Consider the following 18,186-nt stretch of genomic DNA (forward strand, 5'->3'; position numbering starts at 1 on the left):
ATACGGAACAGCGGGTGGGTGGTGAGGGAGCGGGGGTTTCTCAGGTCTCGCCGTGACGCGTCGTGCGGTGCTGGACCAGGACGGCGGCGACGATGATCGCGCCCTTGGCGATCTGCTGGACATCGCTCTGCAGGTTGTTGAGCGCGAAGATGTTGGTGATGGTGGTGAAGACGAGGACGCCCAGGACGGAGCCGACGATCGTGCCGCGGCCGCCGCTGAGCAGGGTGCCGCCGATGATCGCGGCGGCGATGGCGTCGAGTTCGTAGAGGTTGCCGTTGGTGTTCTGGCCGGAGCCGGACAGGATGATCAGCATGAAGGCGGCGATGCCGCAGCAGAGGCCGGAGAGCAGGTACAGGTAGAGCCGCTGGCGGCGTACGTCGATGCCGGCGAGCCGCGCCGCTTCCGCGTTGCCTCCCACGGCGACCGTACGGCGTCCGAAGGTGGTCCGGTTCAGGATCAGCCAGCCTGCGACGGTGACCGCGGCGAAGACCAGGACCAGGGGCGGGATCCCGAGGACGTACGAGTCGGGGAGACCCAGGTCGAGTACGGACGCCACGGTGACGATCTGTGTCTTGCCGTCCGTGATCTGCAGGGCGAGACCGCGGGCCGAGGCGAGCATGGCCAGCGTCGCGATGAACGGGACCATGCGCCCGTAGGCGATGAGGACCCCGTTGACGAGTCCGGCGGCCAGCCCGACGATCACGGCGGTGAACAGGATGCCCGCGAAGCCGAACTCCTGGGTGGCCAGCGTCGTCGCCCAGACGGACGCGAGTGCGACCATCGCACCGACCGACAGGTCGATGCCGCCGCCGATGATGACGAGGGTCATGCCGACGGTGACGACGCCGATGACGGACGACTGGGTCAGGATCAGCTGGAGGTTCCCGGTGTCCAGGAACGCCTCGGGTTCGGTGAGGCCACCGATCGCCACCAGTGCGAGGAGTACGCCCAGCAGCGAGAGGTTGCGGACGTCGGCGCGCAGGCCGAGTGCGCGCAGGCCACCGCTCTGCTTCGAGGGCGGCGCGTCGGAGGGGCCGGTCAGGGTCCCCTTGTCCGGCCCGTGGTGCTGCGCCGACGGTGCGGGCTGTGTCATGACGTCGGGCTCCCTTCCATGACGAGGTCGAGTACGCGGTGCTCGTCGAGCTCCCGGGCGTCCGCCGAGTGCACGACGTGGCCCTCGCGGAGCACCAGCACCCGGTCGGCGAGGCCCAGCACTTCGGGCACTTCGCTGGAGACGAGCAGAACGGCCAGGCCTTCGTCGGCCAGCCGGCGGATCACGGCGTAGAGCTCGGCGCGCGCGCCGACGTCGACACCACGGGTGGGTTCGTCGAGCAGGAGGATCCGGCAGCCGCGCAGCAGCCAGCGGGCCAGGACCGCCTTCTGCTGGTTGCCGCCGGAGAGGGTGCGGACGGGGGCGTCCGGGTTGTCCGGGCGCAGTGAGAGTTCGCGGGTGGCGGCCTGTGCCGCCTCCCGCTCGGCGCCCCGGTCGACCCAGCCGCCGCGCGAGAAGCGGGACAGGGAGGAGAGGGAGACGTTGCGGGTGACCGACTCGATCAACAGCAGTGCCTGGGCCTTGCGTTCCTCGGGTGCGAGACCGATCCCGGCGGCGACGGCCGCCCGGACGCTTCCCGGGCGCAGGGGTTTCCCGGCCACGGTGACCCGCCCCGCCGTGGGCTTGCGGGCGCCGTAGATGGTCTCCAGGATCTCGGAGCGCCCCGAGCCGACCAGTCCGGCCAGGCCGACGATCTCGCCGGGCCTGAGCTCCAGGTCGACGGGCGCGAACTCGCCCTTCCTGGACAGTCCTTCGACCTTGAGTACGGGCTCCGCCACCTCCCGCTCCACGGAGTGCCCGGGCCGCTCGGGGAACACGTACTCGACATTACGGCCCGTCATCAGGGCCACGACGTCGCGCGTGGGTGTCGACTTGGCGGGGAGGCCGACGGCCACGGCCCGGCCGTCCTTGAGTACGGTCACCCGGTCGCCGATGCGGCGGATCTCCTCGAGACGGTGGGAGATGTAGACGACGGCCACACCGTCGGCGGTGAGACCGTCGACGATCCGGAAGAGGTTGTCGACCTCGTCGGGGTCGAGGGCGGCGGAGGGCTCGTCCATCACGATGAGCCGTACGTCGTGGGAGAGCGCCCGCGCCATGGAGACGATCTGCTGGTGGGCGGCGGAGAGGTCGCCGACCTCCCGGGCGGGGTCGATCTCCGGGTGGCCGAGGCGCGCGAGCAGTGCGGCGGCGGCGGCACGGCCCTCGCGGGTGCGGACGACGAAGCCTGCGGAGGTCGGTTCATGGCCGAGGAAGATGTTCTCGGCGACCGACAGACCCTCGACCAGGTCGAGTTCCTGGTAGATGGTCGCGATTCCGAGGCGCATCGCGGCGATGGGCGAGGAGAGCGAGACGGGCTCGCCGCGCCAGGTGATCCCGCCGCCGTCGGGCTGGTGGGCCCCGGCCAGCACCTTGATGAGGGTGGACTTGCCGGCACCGTTCTGGCCGAGGAGGCAGTGGACTTCGCCGGCCTGGACCTCGAGGTCGACGCCGTCGAGGGCGCGCACACCGGGGAAGGACTTGGTGATGCCGGACATCGTGAGCAGGGGTGGTTCGGGTGCCATGACGATCCCCTCGGCGAACGAGGTCTCCCCTGCTCGGGCGAAGCCGAGAACTCGGGGAAGGCCGGTGAGCGGGCAGGGCGCAGTGCCGGCTGTGCCGTACTGCTGACGGAACTGCTGAGCGGGGTGCTGCGGGCAGAGCTCGGAACGGGCTGTTACGGAGGTGGCTGCGGAACGCTTGGTGAGCGGCGCGCCGGCCCGGACATCAGGCCGGCGAGAACAGGTGGTCGCTGATGAGCCTGGCCGCGCCGATCACTCCGGCGGTCGGCCCCAACTCACCGAGGACGATGGGGAGGTTGCCCGTGGCCAGCGGCAGGGACTGCCGGTAGACCTGCGTCCGGACGCTGGCCAGGAGATTGTGGCCGAGTCCGGTCACCCCGCCGCCGATCACGACAAGACCCGGGTTGAAGAAGCTGACGAGTCCGGCGATGACCTGGCCGACCCGGTTTCCGCCTTCGCGGATCAGGTCCAGCGCGGTGGGATCACCCGCTGCCGCGGCAGCGGCCACATCGATGGCCGTGAGCTTTCCGGCCGCTTCCAGTCTGGCCGCCAGTTCCGCGGACTGCCCCGCGCGCGCCGCGTCCTCCGCGTCGCGTGCGAGGGCCGCTCCGCTGAAGTGGGCTTCCAGGCAGCCCCGGTTGCCGCAGGCGCAGGCGCGTCCGTCGGGTTCCACCTGGATGTGTCCGATGTCGCCGGCGCTTCCCGTCGTACCGCGGTAGACCTCTCCGCCGACGACGATGCCGCAGCCGATGCCCGTACCGATCTTGACGCAGAGGAAGTCGCCGACGGAGCGTGCGACGCCCGCGTGCTGCTCCCCCATGGCCATCAGGTTCACGTCGTTGTCGACCATGACGGGGCAGCCCAGTTCCTGGCTGAGTGCCTCGCGGACCGGGAAGCCGTCCCAGCCGGGCATGATCGGCGGTGCGACCGGGACGCCCTCGGGGAAGCGGACCGGACCGGGTACGCCGATGCCGGCGCCGTCGAACCCTTCGGCGAGCCCGGAGGCGCGCAGCTTGGACGCCATCGCCAGCACCTGCTCGAAGACGGCGACGGGTCCCTCGCGCACGTCCATGGGGTGGTTGAGGTGGCCGAGCACCTCCAGCTCGGCGTTGGTGACGGCCACGTCGATGGAGGTGGCGCCGATGTCGACGCCGAGGAACCGCAGTGCGGGAGCGAGCCGGATGTTGTGCGAACGGCGTCCGCCACGTGAGGCGGCGAGTCCGTCGGCGACGACGAGTCCGGTCTCCAGCAGCCGGTCCACCTCGACGGCGAGCTTGGAACGCGAGAGGTCGACCTGGTCACCCAGCTGCGCCCGGGAGTTGGGCCCGCCGTCACGCAACAGCCGGAGCAGCCGCGCCTGATGGGCGTTTGCAGGTCGTGCCGTCATCCGTCTCACGCGTCCCTCCCCGCCACATCGGCCAGTCCGTCGGGCTTTCGAGTGGAACGTAGCAGCGCTTTCCCCGACTGGGAAGAAGTTGAGCGGGAATCCGCTCCAACTTTCTCCACACCGAGGACAAAGGTCGCCCGGGGCGCCTCCCGACGGAGGCACCGACAGCCCGCCGCGCCGGATCCGACGAGGGTGGCACGGCGTCAGGGGAAGGGCCTGGACGTGCAAAAAAGGCCGGGGCGGTCGGCCCCGGCCTTCTTCCCGTGCGCGACGGTCAGCTCTTCTCGCGCTCGTGGTACGTCTTGCGCGTGTGCTCCGTGTGCGCCCGCATGATCTCGGTCGCCCGCTGCCCGTCCCGCGAGGAGATGGCCGCGATCAGCGAGCGGTGCTCGATCCAGGACCGGGTGCCACGCCGGCGGGCCACCGGCGTGTAGTACCAGCGGACCCTGCGGTCGACCTGCGCGGCCAGCTCGGAGAGGACGACGTTGCCGGCCAGCTCCATCACCTTGGCATGGAAGGCGGCGTTCGTGGCGACGGCGAGGTCCACGTCGTCGTCGGCGACGGCCCGCTCCCCCTTGACGCAGAGCGCTTCGAGGGCCTCGATGCCGGCACTCCCGGAGTTGGCCGCGGCGAGCCGGGCCGCCTCGGCCTCCAGGAGCGTACGGACCGAGAGCAGCTGGTCCGCCTCCTCCTCGGTGGGTACGTGGACGAAGGCGCCCTGCGCGGGCCGCAGGTCCACCCAGCCCTCGGTGTTCAGTCGCTGGAGCGCCTCGCGCACCGGCTGTCGCGACACCCCGAGGTGCCCGGCCAGTTCGCTCTCGATGAGGTGCTGACCGGGGCCGAGCGCGCGCGTGGTGATCAGCTCGAGCAGCGCCTCGTAGACACGCTCGCGCAGCGGCCCCGGCCGATCCAGCTTCGGCACCGTTCCTTGCGGCAGTCCTGCGGACAACATCGCGGTTCCCCCTCCGGGCGCCGGGCAATTGCCTATCGTCTACAGTCTACCGAGCACCATGCGATTCAGGGGCAGCGGATCACTTGGCCCGCATAAGAGAGGTTGCCTCCGAAGCCGAAGAGCAGGGCCGGAGCACCGCTCCCGACCTCCCCGCGCTCGACCAGCTTGGACAGGGCCATCGGGATCGACGCGGCGGACGTATTGCCGGAATCCACGACATCCCGGGCGATGACCGCGTTGACCGCGCCGATCTTCCTGGCGACGGGTTCGATGATCCTCAGATTGGCCTGGTGCAGCACGACGGCGGCCAGGTCCTCGACGGTGACGCCGGCCTTCTCGCAGACCTTGCGGGCAATGGGCGGCAGCTGGGTGGTGGCCCAGCGGTAGACGGACTGACCCTCCTGCGCGAACCGCGAGGGCGTCCCCTCGATCCGCACCGCGTTGCCCATCTCGGGTACCGAACCCCACAGGACCGGGCCGATCCCGGGCCGGTCGCCGGCGCCCGGGTCGGCGACGACGACGGCGGCGCCCGCACCGTCGCCCATCAGGACACAGGTGGAACGGTCGGTCCAGTCGACGATGTCGCCCATCTTGTCCGCACCGATGACCAGGGCACGGGTGGCGGCCCCCGCGCGGATGGCGTGGTCGGCGGTGGCCAGCGCGTGCGTGAAACCCGAGCAGACCACGTTGATGTCCATCACCGCGGGCGAACCCATACCCAGCCGCGCCGCGACCCGCGCCGACATGCTCGGCGAGCGGTCGATCGCCGTGGAGGTGGCAACGAGGACCAGATCGATGTCGGAGGGCTGCAGGCCTGCTCCCGCCAGCGCCTTGGCGGCCGCGTGCGCGGCCAGCTCGTCCACGGGCTCGTCGGGGCCTCCCACGTGCCGGGTCCTGATGCCGACTCGGCTGGTGATCCACTCGTCGCTGGTGTCCACCATGGCGGCCAGGTCGTGGTTGGTGAGCACCTTGGCGGGCTGATAGTGGCCGAGCGCCACGACACGTGAGCCGGTCATGTACGGGTTCCCCTCGCTACGTATGGCAGGAACTATCCAGTCTTGGTTGCTACCGATCGGTACAAGGGCACGTAACCCCACAGATATATGGGCCGGAGCTTGGAGCGTCTCGAACGGCTTCCCGGGAACTTACGCGCCTACCGCTGTGCACCCACCGTAACCCCGGCGATGAAGTCACCCGCTGTCAGGAGTATTTCCCCTGAAGGCATACTGTAGACAATATGCCTTCGACTTGACACCTCGCTCGGTCCTCTCACCGAACGGAGAGCCCCGTGAACGTCGCAGTTGTCGGTGCCGGTGCCATCGGCGCCTGTGTCGGGGCCGCGCTCCACCGCGCAGGCGCCGAGGTCCATCCCATCGCCCGGGGCCCGCATCTGGCGGCCATGCGCCGTGACGGCGTGCGCGTGCTCAGCCCGCGCGGTGACTTCACCGCACGGCCCGCCGCCGAAGGGCAAGCCCCTCGAACTCGACGTGCTGCTCGCGGCCGTCGTCGAGCCGGCCTCGCTGGGCGGCACGCCCGTACCGACGCTGCGCGCGGTGCACGCGCTCGCCGATCTCCTCGCCACCACCTCCTCGGCCCCAGCAGGGAGCGCACCATGAACAGCGACCGCACGGGCCCCCGGAACCGCAAGGGCCGGCAGCCGAAGACCCACGAGCGCCTCACCCGTCCTCTGGTCCGCGGCACCGACGGCGTGCTGCGGCGCGCGAGCTGGGACGAGGCACCGGCACGGGCGGCTGCCGGATTCCGGCAGACCCGTGACGCGTACGGCCCCGATGCCTTCGCCATGCTGTCCTGCGCCCGCGCCACCAACGAGATGAACTACGTGGCGCAGAGGTTCACCCGCGTCGTGATGGGCACCAACAACGTCGACAGCTGCGACCGCACCTGCCACGCCCCCAGCGTCGCCGGGCTGTCGGCCACCTTCGGATCGGGCGGGGGACCTCCAGTTACGAGGAGGTGGAGCACACCGACCTCATCGTGATGTGGGGCTCCAACGCCCGCTTCGCCCACCCGATCTTCTTCCGGCACGTCCTCAAGGGCATCCGCAACGGGGCCCGCATGAACGCGGTCGACCCGCGCCGCACCTCGACCGCCGAGTGGGCGGAGAGCTGGCTCGGGCTCAACGTCGGGACCGACATTCCGCTCGCCCATGCCTACGCCACGGCCGAGCGGGCCCAGGTGTGCTGGACCCTTGGCATCACGGAGCACCACAACGGCACCGACAACGTCCGCGCGCTGATCAATCTCTCCCTGCTCGCCGCCCACGTCGGACGGTACGGCTCCGGGGTCCAGCCCCTGCGCGGGCAGAACAACGTGCAGGGCGGCGGCGACATGGGCGCCATCCCCAGCAAGCTGCCCGGCTTCCAGGACATCCTCGCCCTTCGGTACCGGCAGAAGTTCGAGCGGGCCTGGAACCGTCTGCGCGTACTGCGGCGTGGGCTGCAATGTCACGCTCCATGTGCAGGACAATGAAGTCGTCAAGGTCACCTCACCGCACGACAACCCGGTGACCCACGGCAACCTCTGCATCAAAGGCCGCTTCGGCTACCGACACGTACAGAATCGGGTTTAACGGCTATGGGACGGGTCACCGAGCGTCGCCGCACCATCCGCATCCGGGACGGGGCGGTCACCACGCGCCCCGACACCCTCGTCGCCGAGGAGCCCCTGGAGATCCGGCTGAACGGCAAACCGCTCGCCATCACGATGCGCACCCCGGGAGACGACTTCGCGCTCGCGGCCGGCTTCCTGGTGAGCGAGGGCGTGCTCGGTGAGGGCTCCGAGGTGCAGTCGATCGTGTACTGCGCCGGCGCGACGGCCGACGGCGTGAACACGTACAACGTGGTCGACGTGAAGCTCGCGCCGGGTGTCGTGGTCCCCGACATCACGCTGGAGCGCAACGTCTACACGACGTCGTCGTGCGGGCTCTGCGGCAAGGCGAGCCTGGACGCCGTCCGCACCACGACCCGGCATCCCGTCGCCGACACTCCCCCGGTCCGGGTGGAACCCGCGCTGCTCTCCGCCCTCCCCGACCGGTTGCGCGAGGCGCAGCGGGTCTTCGACCGGACCGGGGGTCTGCACGCGGCGGCCCTGTTCTCGCCGGAGGGGGAGCTGCTCGACATCCGGGAGGACGTCGGCCGCCACAACGCGGTCGACAAGCTGGTCGGGCGGGCCCTGACGGACCATCGGCTGCCCCTTTCGCAGACGATCCTGCTCGTGTCGGGGCGCGCCTCGTTCGAGCTGGTGCAGAAGGCCGTGATGGCGGGGATCCCGATGCTCGCGGCGGTGTCCGCGCCGTCGTCGCTGGCCGTGGATCTGGCGGCCGAGAGCGGACTGACCCTCGTGGGCTTCCTGCGGGGTCCGTCCATGAACGTGTACGCGGGTGAGCACCGCATCGCCCTGGAGGCAGCGGTGAGCCAGGGCTGAGATGCCCCGCCCGCTGCACGGGTCAGGGGTCCGGCCGGCGGGGAGCGCCCCCTGCGCCGGCCGGGCCCTCCGTGCCACGACCGTCCGTGCCCGTGGTCTCCTATCCGGCTCGGCGCCCCGCAGGCGCTGCTCCGCGCTCACTCTCCGCGCTCACTCCCCGGCGAACGAGAGCCCCTTCGCCTCCAGCGCCGCACGCAGCACTCCCACGGCTTTCGGTCCCACGCCGTGGAGCCGCAACAACTCCGTCCCACTGATGGCCGGGAGCTGGTCCAGCGCGGTGTAGCCCGCCGCGTGCAGGGCGCGGCGGGCCGGATTGCCTACGCCGTGCGGAAAGTCGTCCGGCGGTGTGGTGCTGTCACTCGTCAACGGTGTCGTCCTTCCGGCGCGGGGCTCTTGTCAGCCCACCGTAACGGGCACCTGTGACATCTCACCGGACTCCGGCAGCGGATCGCGCGAGCGGCGCTTGGCGATCACCGCGCAGACCATCAGCTGCATCTGGTGGAAGAGCATCAGCGGCAGCACGGCAAGGCTCGCGTGGGCGCCGAACAGCACGCTCGCCATCGGCAGTCCGGCGGCCAGGCTCTTCTTCGACCCGGCGAACTGGATCGCGATCCGGTCCGCGCGCCCGAAGCCGAGCCGCTTCGCCCCGTACCAGCTCAGCGAGAGCATCAGCGCCAGCAGAACCGCTTCCGCGGCCATGAGCGCACCGAGCCGGACCGGGGTGACCTGGTGCCAGATTCCGCCGACGACGCCCTCGCTGAACGCCGTGTAGACGACGAGCAGGATCGATCCGCGGTCGACGTAGCTCAGCACCTTCTTGTGGCGGGCGACGAAACCGCCGACCCAGCGGCGCAGCAGCTGTCCGGCCAGGAAGGGCACCAGGAGCTGGAGGACGATCTTCACCAGGGAGTCCGCCGAGAAGCCCCCGGTGCCACCTCCGAGCACCAGGGCGGCGAGCAGCGGGGTGAGCAGGATCCCGGCAAGGCTGGAGAAGGAACCGGCACAGATCGCGGCCGGTACGTTGCCGCGGGCCATCGACGTGAAGGCGATCGACGACTGGATGGTCGAAGGGACCAGGCACAGAAAGAGGAAGCCGTCCTGCAGCTGTGGGGTCAGCACGTAGGGCACGAGGCCGTGGCTCGCGAGACCCAGCAGCGGGAACGCGACGAAGGTGCAGGCCAGGACCGTGAGATGGAGCCGCCAGTGCTTCAGTCCTTCGAGCGCCTCGGCGGTCGACAGACGTGCTCCGTAGAGGAAGAAGAGGAGGGCGACCGCCCCGGTCGACGCCCCCGAGGCCACGTCGGCGGCCGCTCCCGAAGCGGGCAGCAGCGCCGCGAGGGCCACCGTGCCGATCAGCGCCAGGATGTACGGGTCCACCGGCAGCCAGGACGGCAGCGTCGGGATACGGCGGCTGGTGCGGCTGCTCATGTGCTCCCACGTGCTCTCTCGGCGTAGTCGTGCCCTCCCCATCCTGCTCCTGATCACCGTGATCGGGAATCCGGTATACCGCTCTGACTGTCATCACGATTCGCGATAGCCTGTGCCCATGTACGAACCGGTCCAGCTCCGCACGTTCCTGGCCGTCGCGCAGACCCTGAGTTTCACCCAGGCGGCACGCAGACTCGGGATCAGGCAGTCCACGGTCAGCCAGCACGTACGGCGGCTGGAGGCCGAGGCGGGCCGGCAGCTGTTCGTCCGGGACACCCACCGGGTCGACCTCACCGAGGACGGTGAGGCGATGCTGGGCTTCGCTCGGACGATCCTGCAGGCCCATGAGCGGGCTGCGGCGTTCTTCACCGGCACCCGGCTGCGCGGACGGCTGCGCTTCGGGGCTTCCGAGGACTTCGTCCTGACGCGGCTGCCGGAGATCCTGGAGTCCTTCCGGCGCGAGCATCCCGAGGTCGAGCTGGAACTGACCGTGGAGCTGTCCGGGACGCTGCACCAGCAGCTCGAGGCGGGCCGGCTCGACCTCGTACTCGCCAAGCGGCGCACCGGGGACACGCACGGCGAGGTGGTCTGGCAGGACACGCTGGCCTGGATCGGCGCCCCGCAGCTGAGGATCGACCCGGACCGGCCGCTCCCGTTGATCGCCTTCCCACCCCCCGGCATCACCAGGGCCCGTGCCCTGGAGGTCCTGGAGGAGCACGGCAGATCCTGGCGGTTCGCCTGCACGAGCGGGAGCCTGAGCGGCCTGATCGCCGCCGCCCGCGCGGGCCTGGGGGTGATGGCGCACACGCGTGGGCTGATTCCACCGGGGCTGGTCCCGGTGCCCACCAGGGCGGGGCTCCCGGAGCTCGGCGACGTGGACTTCGTCCTGCTGCACGGGAGGCGCAGGGACGTCGCCGCGCAGGAGGCGGCCGACGCCCTGGCTGCGGCGGTCCTCGCGGGTGGCGACCGTCTTCACCGGGTGACGGACCTGCCCGCCCACCCGGAGCGCGCGTAACCACCGCGTACAGATTCCGTGGAGATTCCCGTGCGAGCTACTTACCCGGCGGTCAGAAGTGCGCCCGAGCCTTGCCCATCTGGCCCGATTTCAGTGGCTGACCTGTGCAGATGCCACGTTATCCGGAGACTTCGGACCCTCCCGCTCACACGCTCGGTGGGGTAGCGTCGCGGCGCCGTGCGGAGCGCCACAAGGAGCAGGTCATTGCGCGAGTTCACTGTCCCACCCATGGCAGCCGCCCCTCAAGTCGGCGGTCTGGCCGATACCGTCTTCGACCATGCCGAGGACGATCCCCACCGGATCGCCCTCGGCCGCAAGGACGCGGACGGCCAGTGGCACGACGTCTCCGCCACTGTCTTCCGCGACGAGGTACTGGCGCTGGCCAAGGGTCTGATCGCGCACGGCGTGCGCTTCGGCGACCGCGTCGGCCTGATGTCCCGTACGCGCTACGAGTGGACGCTCTTCGACTTCGCGCTCTGGACGGTCGGCGCCCAGTCCGTGCCGATCTACCCGACGTCGTCGGCCGAGCAGGTCCTGTGGATGCTCCATGACGCCGAGGTCGCGGCCGTCATGGTCGAGCACGAGGACCACGCGATGACGATCGGTTCGGTGATCGACCGGCTGCCGAACCTGAAGCGGCTCTGGCAGCTGGACGCCGACGCGGTGACCGAGCTCGTGGACGCGGGGGTCCAGATCGACGACGAGACGGTGCACAGGCACCGGCGCGCGGTGACGCCCGACTCCGTGGCCACCGTCATCTACACCTCCGGTACGACGGGACGCCCCAAGGGCTGTGTGATCACACACGCCAACTTCATGTTCGAGGCCGACACCATGGTCAGCCGCTGGGAGCCGGTGTTCCACTCCAAGCCCGGCGACGAGGCGGCGACGCTGCTCTTCCTGCCGCTCGCCCATGTCTTCGGCCGCATGGTGGAGATCGCGGCGCTGCGCGGCCGGGTGAAGCTGGGCCATCAGCCGGAGCTGTCGGCGAAGGCACTGATGCCGGACCTGGTGTCGTTCCGGCCCACCTTCATCCTGGCGGTGCCGCACATTTTCGAGAAGGTCTACAACGGCGCGCGCCGCAAGGCGGAGGCGGAGGGCCGGATCGGGCCCTTCGACAAGTCCGTCGAGGTCGCGGTGAAGTACGCGGAGGCGTTGGAGGAGCGGGCGTTCGGGACGGGCCCCGGCCCCTCCGCCGGGCTCCGGATGCAGCACCAGTTCTTCGACAAGGTCGTCTACAAGAAGGTCCGCGACGCGATGGGCGGCCGGGTGCGGCACGCGATGTCGGGCGGCTCCGGCATGGACCGTCAGCTCGGACTGTTCTTCGCGGGCGCGGGCGTCATCGTCTACGAGGGCTACGGCCTCACCGAGTCGACCGCCGCGGCGACGGCCAATCCGCCCGAGCGCACCCGGTACGGCACGGTCGGGCAGCCGATCCCCGGGTCCACGGTGCACATCGCCCAGGACGGTGAGATCTGGGTCCACGGCGCGAATGTCTTCGGCGGATACCTGGGCGACCCCAAGTCGACCGACGCCGTGCTGCACGACGGGTGGCTGGCCACGGGGGACCTCGGCGCACTCGACGAGGAGGGCTATCTGACGATCACCGGGCGCAAGAAGGAGATCCTGGTGACGTCGGGCGGCAAGAGCGTCGCCCCGGCCGGCCTGGAGGAGCGGGTGCGCTCGCATCCGCTGGTGGCGCAGTGCATCGTCGTCGGCAACGACCGGCCCTACATCGCCGCGCTGGTGACCGTGGACCAGGAGTCGGTGGACCACTGGCTCGCCATGCAGGGCCGTGCGCCGATGCGCGCGGCGGACCTGGTGCGGGACCCGGATCTGGAGATGGAGGTCCGACGCGCCGTCGTGGCCGCGAACACGGCGGTGTCGCAGGCGGAGTCCATCCGCACGTTCCGTATCCTGGCGCACCCGTTCACGGAGGAGCACGGTCTGCTGACACCGTCGCTCAAGCTGAAGCGCAAGGCGATCGAGACGGCGTACGCGTCCGAGGTCGACGCTCTCTACCACTGACCCACCACTGACCACTGAGGCTTCTGATGCGGCTGGTGCCGGCGGTCGTCACGCTGCGTGCGCCCTGGGTTCCGGCGTGCCCGGTCCTCCCGTTCGCCGGTTCTCCCGTTCGCCGGTTCTCCGCAGACGGGAATGCATAGGCTTCGTTGATCGTTTCTCAACGGGAGTACCAACCGACAACGTAAGGATCGACTGCTCGTGAGCCAGGTCCCCTCCATCACCCTGAACAACGGTCTCGAGATGCCGCAGCTCGGCTACGGTGTCTGGCAGGTGCCGGACGACGAGGCCACGACGGCCGTCGCCACGGCCATCGAGTCCGGGTACCGGAGCATCGACACCGCCGCGATCTACGGCAACGAGGAGGGCACCGGCAAGGCCATCGCCGCCTCCGGTGTGTCGCGTGACGAGCTGTTCGTCACCACCAAGCTGTGGAACGGCGACCAGGGCTACGACTCGACACTGCGGGCCTTCGACGCCTCGCTGGACAAGCTGGGTCTGGACTACGTCGACCTGTACCTGATCCACTGGCCGCTGCCGGCCAAGGACGCCTACGTCGACACGTACAAGGCCCTCGAGAAGATCCACGCCGACGGCCGCGCCAAGGCCATCGGCGTGTCGAACTTCCTCCCCGCGCATCTGGAGCGCCTGATCGACGAGACCTCCGTCGTCCCGGCGGTCAACCAGATCGAGCTGCACCCCCAGCTCCAGCAGGCGGAGGCCCGCGCCTTCCACGCGCGGCACGGCATCGTCACCGAGGCCTGGTCCCCGCTGGGGCAGGGCAAGGGACTCGACGTCCCGACGGTCGTCGCGATCGCCCGGAAGCACGGCCGGACCCCCGCCCAGGCGGTGCTCCGCTGGCATCTGCAGACCGGCCACGTGGCGATCCCGAAGTCCGTGACGCCGTCGCGGATCGTGGAGAACCTCGACGTGTTCGGCTTCGAGCTGGACGCGGACGACCTCGCCGCGTTCGCCGCGCTGGACGAGGGCAAGCGCATCGGCCCCGACCCGGCCGAATTCGCCGTGGGCGCCTGAGCCGTGGGCGCCTGAGACCACAGGTGACGGTGCCCCGCCCCTGCGGCGGGGCACCGTACCCGAGCACACCGGAGGGGGAACGGACCATGAGCGGGGAGACCGCGCCCGTCGTCGAGGCGGGCGTGTACCGCCTGCGGAACGTGGGCAGCGGACTGCTGCTCGAGGTGTACGGCGGGGCCACCGGCAGCGGCGCCAACGTCCAGCAGGGCAAGGAGAACGGAACCGCGGCCCAGCACTGGCGGCTCGACCCCGTGCACGAGGGCGCCGCCCTGTACCACCTGGTCAACGCGCACAGCGGCAAGCGGCTGGACGTCGCCGGCGCCTCCACGGAGAACGGCGCGAACGTCCAGCAGTGGAAGGCGAACAACTTCGGTGCCCAGGAATGGCTCATCGAGCAGCACCTGGAGGCACCCGGCACCGTGACGCTGGTCAGCTTCGTCAGCGGACTCGCCCTGGAGGTCGCCGACGGGGCCACCGACGACGGGGCCAACGTCCAGCAGTGGGAGGACACCGACTCCCCCGGCCAGTGGTGGCGGCTGGAGCCTGTGCCGGAGTCCTGACCCGGTACGTCAGTCCGCCGTGCGGGGCTCCCGCCGGGCCAGGTGCACGGTGCGCGCGGAGAGCAGGAAGAGGTCCGGGCGCCGCCGCAGCCCCTCGGGGTCACCGGGTTCCAGCAGCCGGTCGAGCGTCGCGGCGTCCTCGGCAGTGAGCCGGTCGGCGAAGGCCTCGCGCCTGCGGGCGAATTCGGTGACGGTGCGGTCGCGCGCGACGCCGGTGAGCGGGGCGGGCAGATCGAGCAGGAAGCTGCGGGTGCCCTGCGGCGCCAGGCCGACGGCGGTGAGGAGGGCGCTCCAGTCCTCGATCTCCCGTGTGCTGTCCGGAAGTCCCGCCCGCATGTCCTCGAACCGGTCGGCGTGGAGCGCCTCGAGCCGGGTTTCCAGTCCCGGCCTGCCGATGCCGATGTCGCGGGGAAGCTGACGGGCGGCCAGTCCTCCTTCGAGCAGGGCGACGGTGCCGCCGGGGCGGAGCAGCCCGGCGAAGCCCGCGAGGAGGCCCCGCTGGTCGCCGATGTGGTGCAGGGAGTTGCCCGCCCAGATCAGATCGGCTTCGTCCAGTTTCCCCAGGTCCTCGGGGAGCTCCGCGTGCACGGTCCGCACCCGCTCCCCGAAGCCGTGCCGGTCCGCGCGGGCCCGGGTGCGCTCCAGGAGGGCCGGAGTGCCGTCGACGGCGACGATCTCCGCCCCGGGGAACACCTCGGCGAGCAGACAGCTGATCACGCCGGGGCCGCTGCCGATGTCGAGGACTCTGCGCACGTCCTGGGCCCCGGGGAGTTCCGCGATCCAACGGGCGGCTGCCTCGTACTGGGGCCTGCTGAGTTCGGCCTCCTCCTCGAGGCTCGGACCCACGGTGTCCCAGTCGAGGTCTTCGGTGCGGTGGGCGTGGGCATGGGTGTGGGTGTGGCCGTGACCGTGGCCGTGCGCGGTGTGCTTGCTCATGGGCTCACCTTCTCCCTGAGGGGCCACCGGGGGCCAGTTTCCTTGCTGTTTCAGCAAGCCTGTTTCCCGTTGCGGTACTGCTGAGGGCTGAGGCCGCGCACGCGTTTGAAGGCGGCACTGAACGCGAAGGAGCCGCTGTAGCCGACCTTGCGCGCGACCGCGTCGATCGTGGCATCCGTCTCGCGCAGCAGATCGGCGGCCAGGGCGAGGCGCCAGCCGGTCAGGTAGGCCATCGGGGGCTCTCCCACGAGTTCGGCGAACCTCCGGGCCAGTCCGGCCCGGGACACTCCGGTTCCGGCGGCGAGCGAGGCGACCGTCCAGGGGTGTGCCGGACCGTTGTGGAGGAGCCTCAGGGCCTGTCCCACGACAGGGTCCCCCATCGCCCGGTACCAGGCGGGCGCCTCGGCACCGGGCCGGGCGAACCAGGTACGGAGCACCGCGATCAGCAGCAGGTCCAGCAGGCGGTCCAGGACCACGCTCTGCGCGGGTTCGTCGCGTGAGATCTCGCCGTCGAGCAGCTGCAGCAGAGGACCGCTCCTGTTGTCGGAGGGGAGGCTGAGAAGCGGTGGCAGCGCGTCCAGCAGGCGGCTGCTGATCTCGCCGTCGAGCAGATACGTTCCGACGAGAACGGTGGTCGTACCGTCGGGTGCGTTGCCCCATGACCGTACGCCCAGCTGCATCGACTCCGAGAGCGGCTCCCCGTGCAGCGTGGTGCAGATGCCGCCGGGTCCGACGCGCGCGTGCGGCACCGTGCCGGGCGCGTCCGCGACGGTGTAGGGGTCCGGACCGCGGACGACGGCGATGTCGCCGGGGCGCAGCAGGGTGGGGTCGGCGCCGCCGGCCGGGAGCACCCACACCTCACCCCGGGTCACGGACATCAGGCAGAGCGGGGCGTGGTCCTCGATCCGGACCGACCAGGGCGGCCTCATCACCATCCGGAGCAGAAAGGCACCTCTGGCCCGCGGTCCGTCCAGCAGCCCGGCGAGTGCGTCCATGGCCGCCAGCCTATGACCTCATTGGACGCACGCGTATGGAGATGAGTCTGTGGAGGATGTTCCGCTCCCGGCATCCCGGCGAGGCTTGGGACATGACAACGAACACGGAGAACCAGAAGCGGGAAACAGTGCTGGTGACCAGCGGCACGGGCAAGACCGGTCGCCGTGTGGCGGAGCGGCTCGACGCCCTCGGGGTGCGGGTCCGGGCGGGCTCGCGCGGGGGCGACGTCCCCTTCGACTGGGAGGACGAGCGCGGCTGGGAGGACGCTCTGCGCGGTGCGGACGCGGCGTACGTCGCGTACTACCCCGATCTGGCGTCACCCGCGGCACCGGAGGCGATGGCCGCCTTCGGACGGGCCGCCGCGCGGACCGGTGTACGGAGGCTGGTGCTGCTCTCGGGGCGTGGTGAGCCGCAGGCCGTGATCGCGGAGGCGGCGCTGCGGGAAGCGGCTCCGGACGCGGAACTCACCGTCGTGAGGTCGGCGTTCTTCACGCAGAACTTCAGCGAGGGCGCCCTTCTCGACGGAGTGCTGACCGGGGAGCTCGTCTTTCCCGCGGGCTCGACGGGCGAGCCGTTCGTGGACGCGGACGACCTGGCCGATCTGGTCGTGGCCGTCCTCACCGGCGAGGCTCCCGCGGGCACGGTCCACGAGCTGACGGGACCGAGGCTGCTGACCTTCGAAGAGGTGGCGGGCGAACTCACCCGCGCGTCGGGGCGCGAGGTGCGGTACGTACCGGTGACCGGGCCTCAGTACGCGGCGGCGCTGGAGCAGTTCGGCATGCCGGTGGCGGAGGCGGAGTTCCTTGCCGAGCTGTTCACGATGCTGATGGACGGACACAACGCCATGACGACGGACGGTGTGAAGCGAGCACTGGGCAGGGAGGCGAAGGACTTCTCCGCGTTCGCCCGGGAAGCCGCCGAGGACGGCGCCTGGCGCGGCTGAGGCCTTCCCCGCCGCTGCCGGGCGGCCGGATCGCCGGAGCGCGGCGCGGCGGGACGGCTCAGCCCCGTCTGCGGAAGGCGAGCAGCCGGTAGGAGGGGTCCTGACGCTGCCGGTCGGGGTCGGGCAGCGCGGTGAGTTCCGCCGCGAGCCGTTCCGCCGCCGTCCCGGGCAGCGACAGGCGTGCGGCGTAGTCACCCCGCAGCACCGAGCGTGCCGCGCGTCCGGGGGTGCGGCCCTGACCGTGGCCGGCGAACCCTGCCCCGCCCACCCGTTCCAGGCCGTGGGAGTCGGCGTACGCGGTGACCAGGTCCGCGGAGTCGTACGGCCGGTGGGCGCTGTACGGGGCGAGCAGCGCGTCGATGCCGCTGCCCACGTGGTGCCCCGCGTCCTTGTCGACCGTCGTGACGAAGACGCCTCCGGGCCGGAGTATTCGCGCCGCCTCGGCCACCACGGCCCGCACCTCGCCGTCGCCCCGCAGCAGGTGCAGCAGCCAGACCGCGCTGACGGCATCGGCCGTCGCACCGGCCGGCGGCAGCCTCCGGGCGTCGGCGAGGGCGACCGCTCCGATCCGCTGCCCGGCCGGCCGCGCCATGCCGTACGAGGTGTCGGTGCCGAGCACCCGCAGTGCGGGGCGCGCGAGGGCGATCCGCTCCGTGACGAGTCCCGTACCGCAGCCGACGTCCACCAGCCGGCGGGCGGACTGCGGCACCAGCCCGAGTACGGCGCGGGCGGCTGCGTCGGCGCGGGGCACCCCGCCCCGGGTGGCGTCGTAGACGGCGGCTTCGGCGTTGTGGTCCAGCACGGGGCGAGTCCAGAAGGCCCGTCCCGACCGCGGCGCACAATGGGTGCCGG

General features: G+C 71.0%; 17 protein-coding genes and 3 pseudogenes. 10 read left to right on the forward strand and 10 right to left on the reverse strand.

Annotated features, from left to right (window positions below; genetic code table 11):
- Window positions 1–40: 40 nt before the first annotated feature.
- From OG844_RS15500 to OG844_RS15520, 5 genes are all read right to left on the reverse strand, one after another.
- Window positions 41–1,093, reverse strand: coding sequence for an ABC transporter permease (locus OG844_RS15500; RefSeq protein ID WP_406390741.1), 1,053 nt, complete (start codon window positions 1,091–1,093; stop codon window positions 41–43).
- Window positions 1,090–2,616, reverse strand: a complete 1,527-nt coding sequence (locus tag OG844_RS15505) for a sugar ABC transporter ATP-binding protein (RefSeq protein ID WP_406390743.1) — start codon at window positions 2,614–2,616, stop codon at window positions 1,090–1,092. The genes OG844_RS15500 and OG844_RS15505 overlap by 4 nt, the downstream gene beginning before the upstream one ends.
- A 202-nt stretch (window positions 2,617–2,818) precedes the next feature.
- Window positions 2,819–4,000, reverse strand: a complete 1,182-nt coding sequence (locus OG844_RS15510) for an ROK family protein (RefSeq protein WP_406390744.1) — start codon at window positions 3,998–4,000, stop codon at window positions 2,819–2,821.
- Between the two features lie 274 nt (window positions 4,001–4,274).
- Window positions 4,275–4,952 carry a GntR family transcriptional regulator gene (locus OG844_RS15515; protein ID WP_406390746.1) on the reverse strand — a complete coding sequence of 226 codons (678 nt, stop codon included), beginning with the start codon at window positions 4,950–4,952 and terminating at the stop codon, window positions 4,275–4,277.
- A 65-nt stretch (window positions 4,953–5,017) separates the two neighbouring features.
- Window positions 5,018–5,968, reverse strand: coding sequence for a beta-ketoacyl-ACP synthase III (locus OG844_RS15520; RefSeq protein WP_406390748.1), 951 nt, complete (start codon window positions 5,966–5,968; stop codon window positions 5,018–5,020).
- Window positions 5,969–6,240: 272 nt separating this feature from the next.
- Here OG844_RS15520 and OG844_RS15525 point away from each other — a divergent pair.
- From OG844_RS15525 to fdhD, 5 genes and pseudogenes are all read left to right on the forward strand, one after another.
- Window positions 6,241–6,414 (forward strand): annotated as a pseudogene (locus OG844_RS15525) (2-dehydropantoate 2-reductase N-terminal domain-containing protein); the annotation flags it as partial.
- Window positions 6,389–6,568, forward strand: coding sequence for a hypothetical protein (locus OG844_RS15530; RefSeq protein WP_406396403.1), 180 nt, complete (start codon window positions 6,389–6,391; stop codon window positions 6,566–6,568). The pseudogene OG844_RS15525 and the gene OG844_RS15530, both read left to right, overlap by 26 nt.
- A pseudogene (locus OG844_RS15535) lies at window positions 6,565–7,385 on the forward strand (molybdopterin oxidoreductase family protein); the annotation flags it as partial. The gene OG844_RS15530 and the pseudogene OG844_RS15535, both read left to right, overlap by 4 nt.
- Window positions 7,384–7,542, forward strand: a pseudogene (locus OG844_RS15540) (Fe-S-binding domain-containing protein); the annotation flags it as partial. The pseudogenes OG844_RS15535 and OG844_RS15540, both read left to right, overlap by 2 nt.
- 5 nt (window positions 7,543–7,547) lie before the next feature.
- On the forward strand, window positions 7,548–8,396 hold the full coding sequence (gene fdhD / locus OG844_RS15545) for a formate dehydrogenase accessory sulfurtransferase FdhD (protein WP_406390750.1): 849 nt from the start codon (window positions 7,548–7,550) through the stop codon (window positions 8,394–8,396).
- Between the two features lie 150 nt (window positions 8,397–8,546).
- Here the strand turns inward: fdhD and OG844_RS15550 are convergent, their stop codons facing one another.
- Both OG844_RS15550 and OG844_RS15555 read right to left on the reverse strand, forming a co-directional pair.
- On the reverse strand, window positions 8,547–8,762 hold the full coding sequence (locus OG844_RS15550; protein WP_406390752.1) for a DNA-binding protein: 216 nt from the start codon (window positions 8,760–8,762) through the stop codon (window positions 8,547–8,549).
- Between the two features lie 30 nt (window positions 8,763–8,792).
- Window positions 8,793–9,824, reverse strand: a complete 1,032-nt coding sequence (locus OG844_RS15555; protein ID WP_406390753.1) for a bile acid:sodium symporter family protein — start codon at window positions 9,822–9,824, stop codon at window positions 8,793–8,795.
- 118 nt (window positions 9,825–9,942) lie between these two features.
- Here OG844_RS15555 and OG844_RS15560 point away from each other — a divergent pair, with 118 nt between their 5' ends.
- From OG844_RS15560 to OG844_RS15575, 4 genes are all read left to right on the forward strand, one after another.
- On the forward strand, window positions 9,943–10,839 hold the full coding sequence (locus OG844_RS15560; protein ID WP_406390755.1) for a LysR substrate-binding domain-containing protein: 897 nt from the start codon (window positions 9,943–9,945) through the stop codon (window positions 10,837–10,839).
- Window positions 10,840–11,067: 228 nt separating this feature from the next.
- On the forward strand, window positions 11,068–12,867 hold the full coding sequence (locus tag OG844_RS15565; protein ID WP_406390757.1) for an AMP-dependent synthetase/ligase: 1,800 nt from the start codon (window positions 11,068–11,070) through the stop codon (window positions 12,865–12,867).
- A 198-nt stretch (window positions 12,868–13,065) separates the two neighbouring features.
- On the forward strand, window positions 13,066–13,899 hold the full coding sequence (locus tag OG844_RS15570) for an aldo/keto reductase (protein WP_406390759.1): 834 nt from the start codon (window positions 13,066–13,068) through the stop codon (window positions 13,897–13,899).
- A gap of 86 nt (window positions 13,900–13,985) precedes the next feature.
- Window positions 13,986–14,459: an RICIN domain-containing protein gene (locus OG844_RS15575; protein ID WP_406390761.1), complete on the forward strand. Its 474-nt coding sequence runs from the start codon at window positions 13,986–13,988 to the stop codon at window positions 14,457–14,459.
- Between the two features lie 9 nt (window positions 14,460–14,468).
- On the opposite strand, the gene OG844_RS15580 is transcribed toward OG844_RS15575, so the two are convergent.
- Together OG844_RS15580 and OG844_RS15585 are read right to left on the reverse strand one after the other, a co-directional pair.
- Window positions 14,469–15,395 (reverse strand): class I SAM-dependent methyltransferase, encoded by a 927-nt coding sequence (locus tag OG844_RS15580; protein ID WP_406390763.1) that lies wholly within the window; start codon window positions 15,393–15,395, stop codon window positions 14,469–14,471.
- A 50-nt stretch (window positions 15,396–15,445) separates the two neighbouring features.
- Window positions 15,446–16,390 (reverse strand): AraC family transcriptional regulator, encoded by a 945-nt coding sequence (locus OG844_RS15585; protein WP_406390764.1) that lies wholly within the window; start codon window positions 16,388–16,390, stop codon window positions 15,446–15,448.
- Window positions 16,391–16,482: 92 nt separating this feature from the next.
- On the opposite strand from OG844_RS15585, the gene OG844_RS15590 reads away from it, so the two are divergent.
- Window positions 16,483–17,334, forward strand: a complete 852-nt coding sequence (locus OG844_RS15590) for an NmrA family transcriptional regulator (RefSeq protein ID WP_406390765.1) — start codon at window positions 16,483–16,485, stop codon at window positions 17,332–17,334.
- Window positions 17,335–17,392: 58 nt separating this feature from the next.
- Here OG844_RS15590 and OG844_RS15595 read toward each other — a convergent pair whose 3' ends face one another.
- A complete protein-coding gene (locus tag OG844_RS15595) occupies window positions 17,393–18,136 on the reverse strand; it encodes a class I SAM-dependent DNA methyltransferase (protein WP_406390766.1) in 744 nt (247 codons plus the stop codon).
- Between the last annotated feature and the right edge of the window lie 50 nt (window positions 18,137–18,186).

Source organism: Streptomyces sp. NBC_00887, from assembly GCF_045207585.1.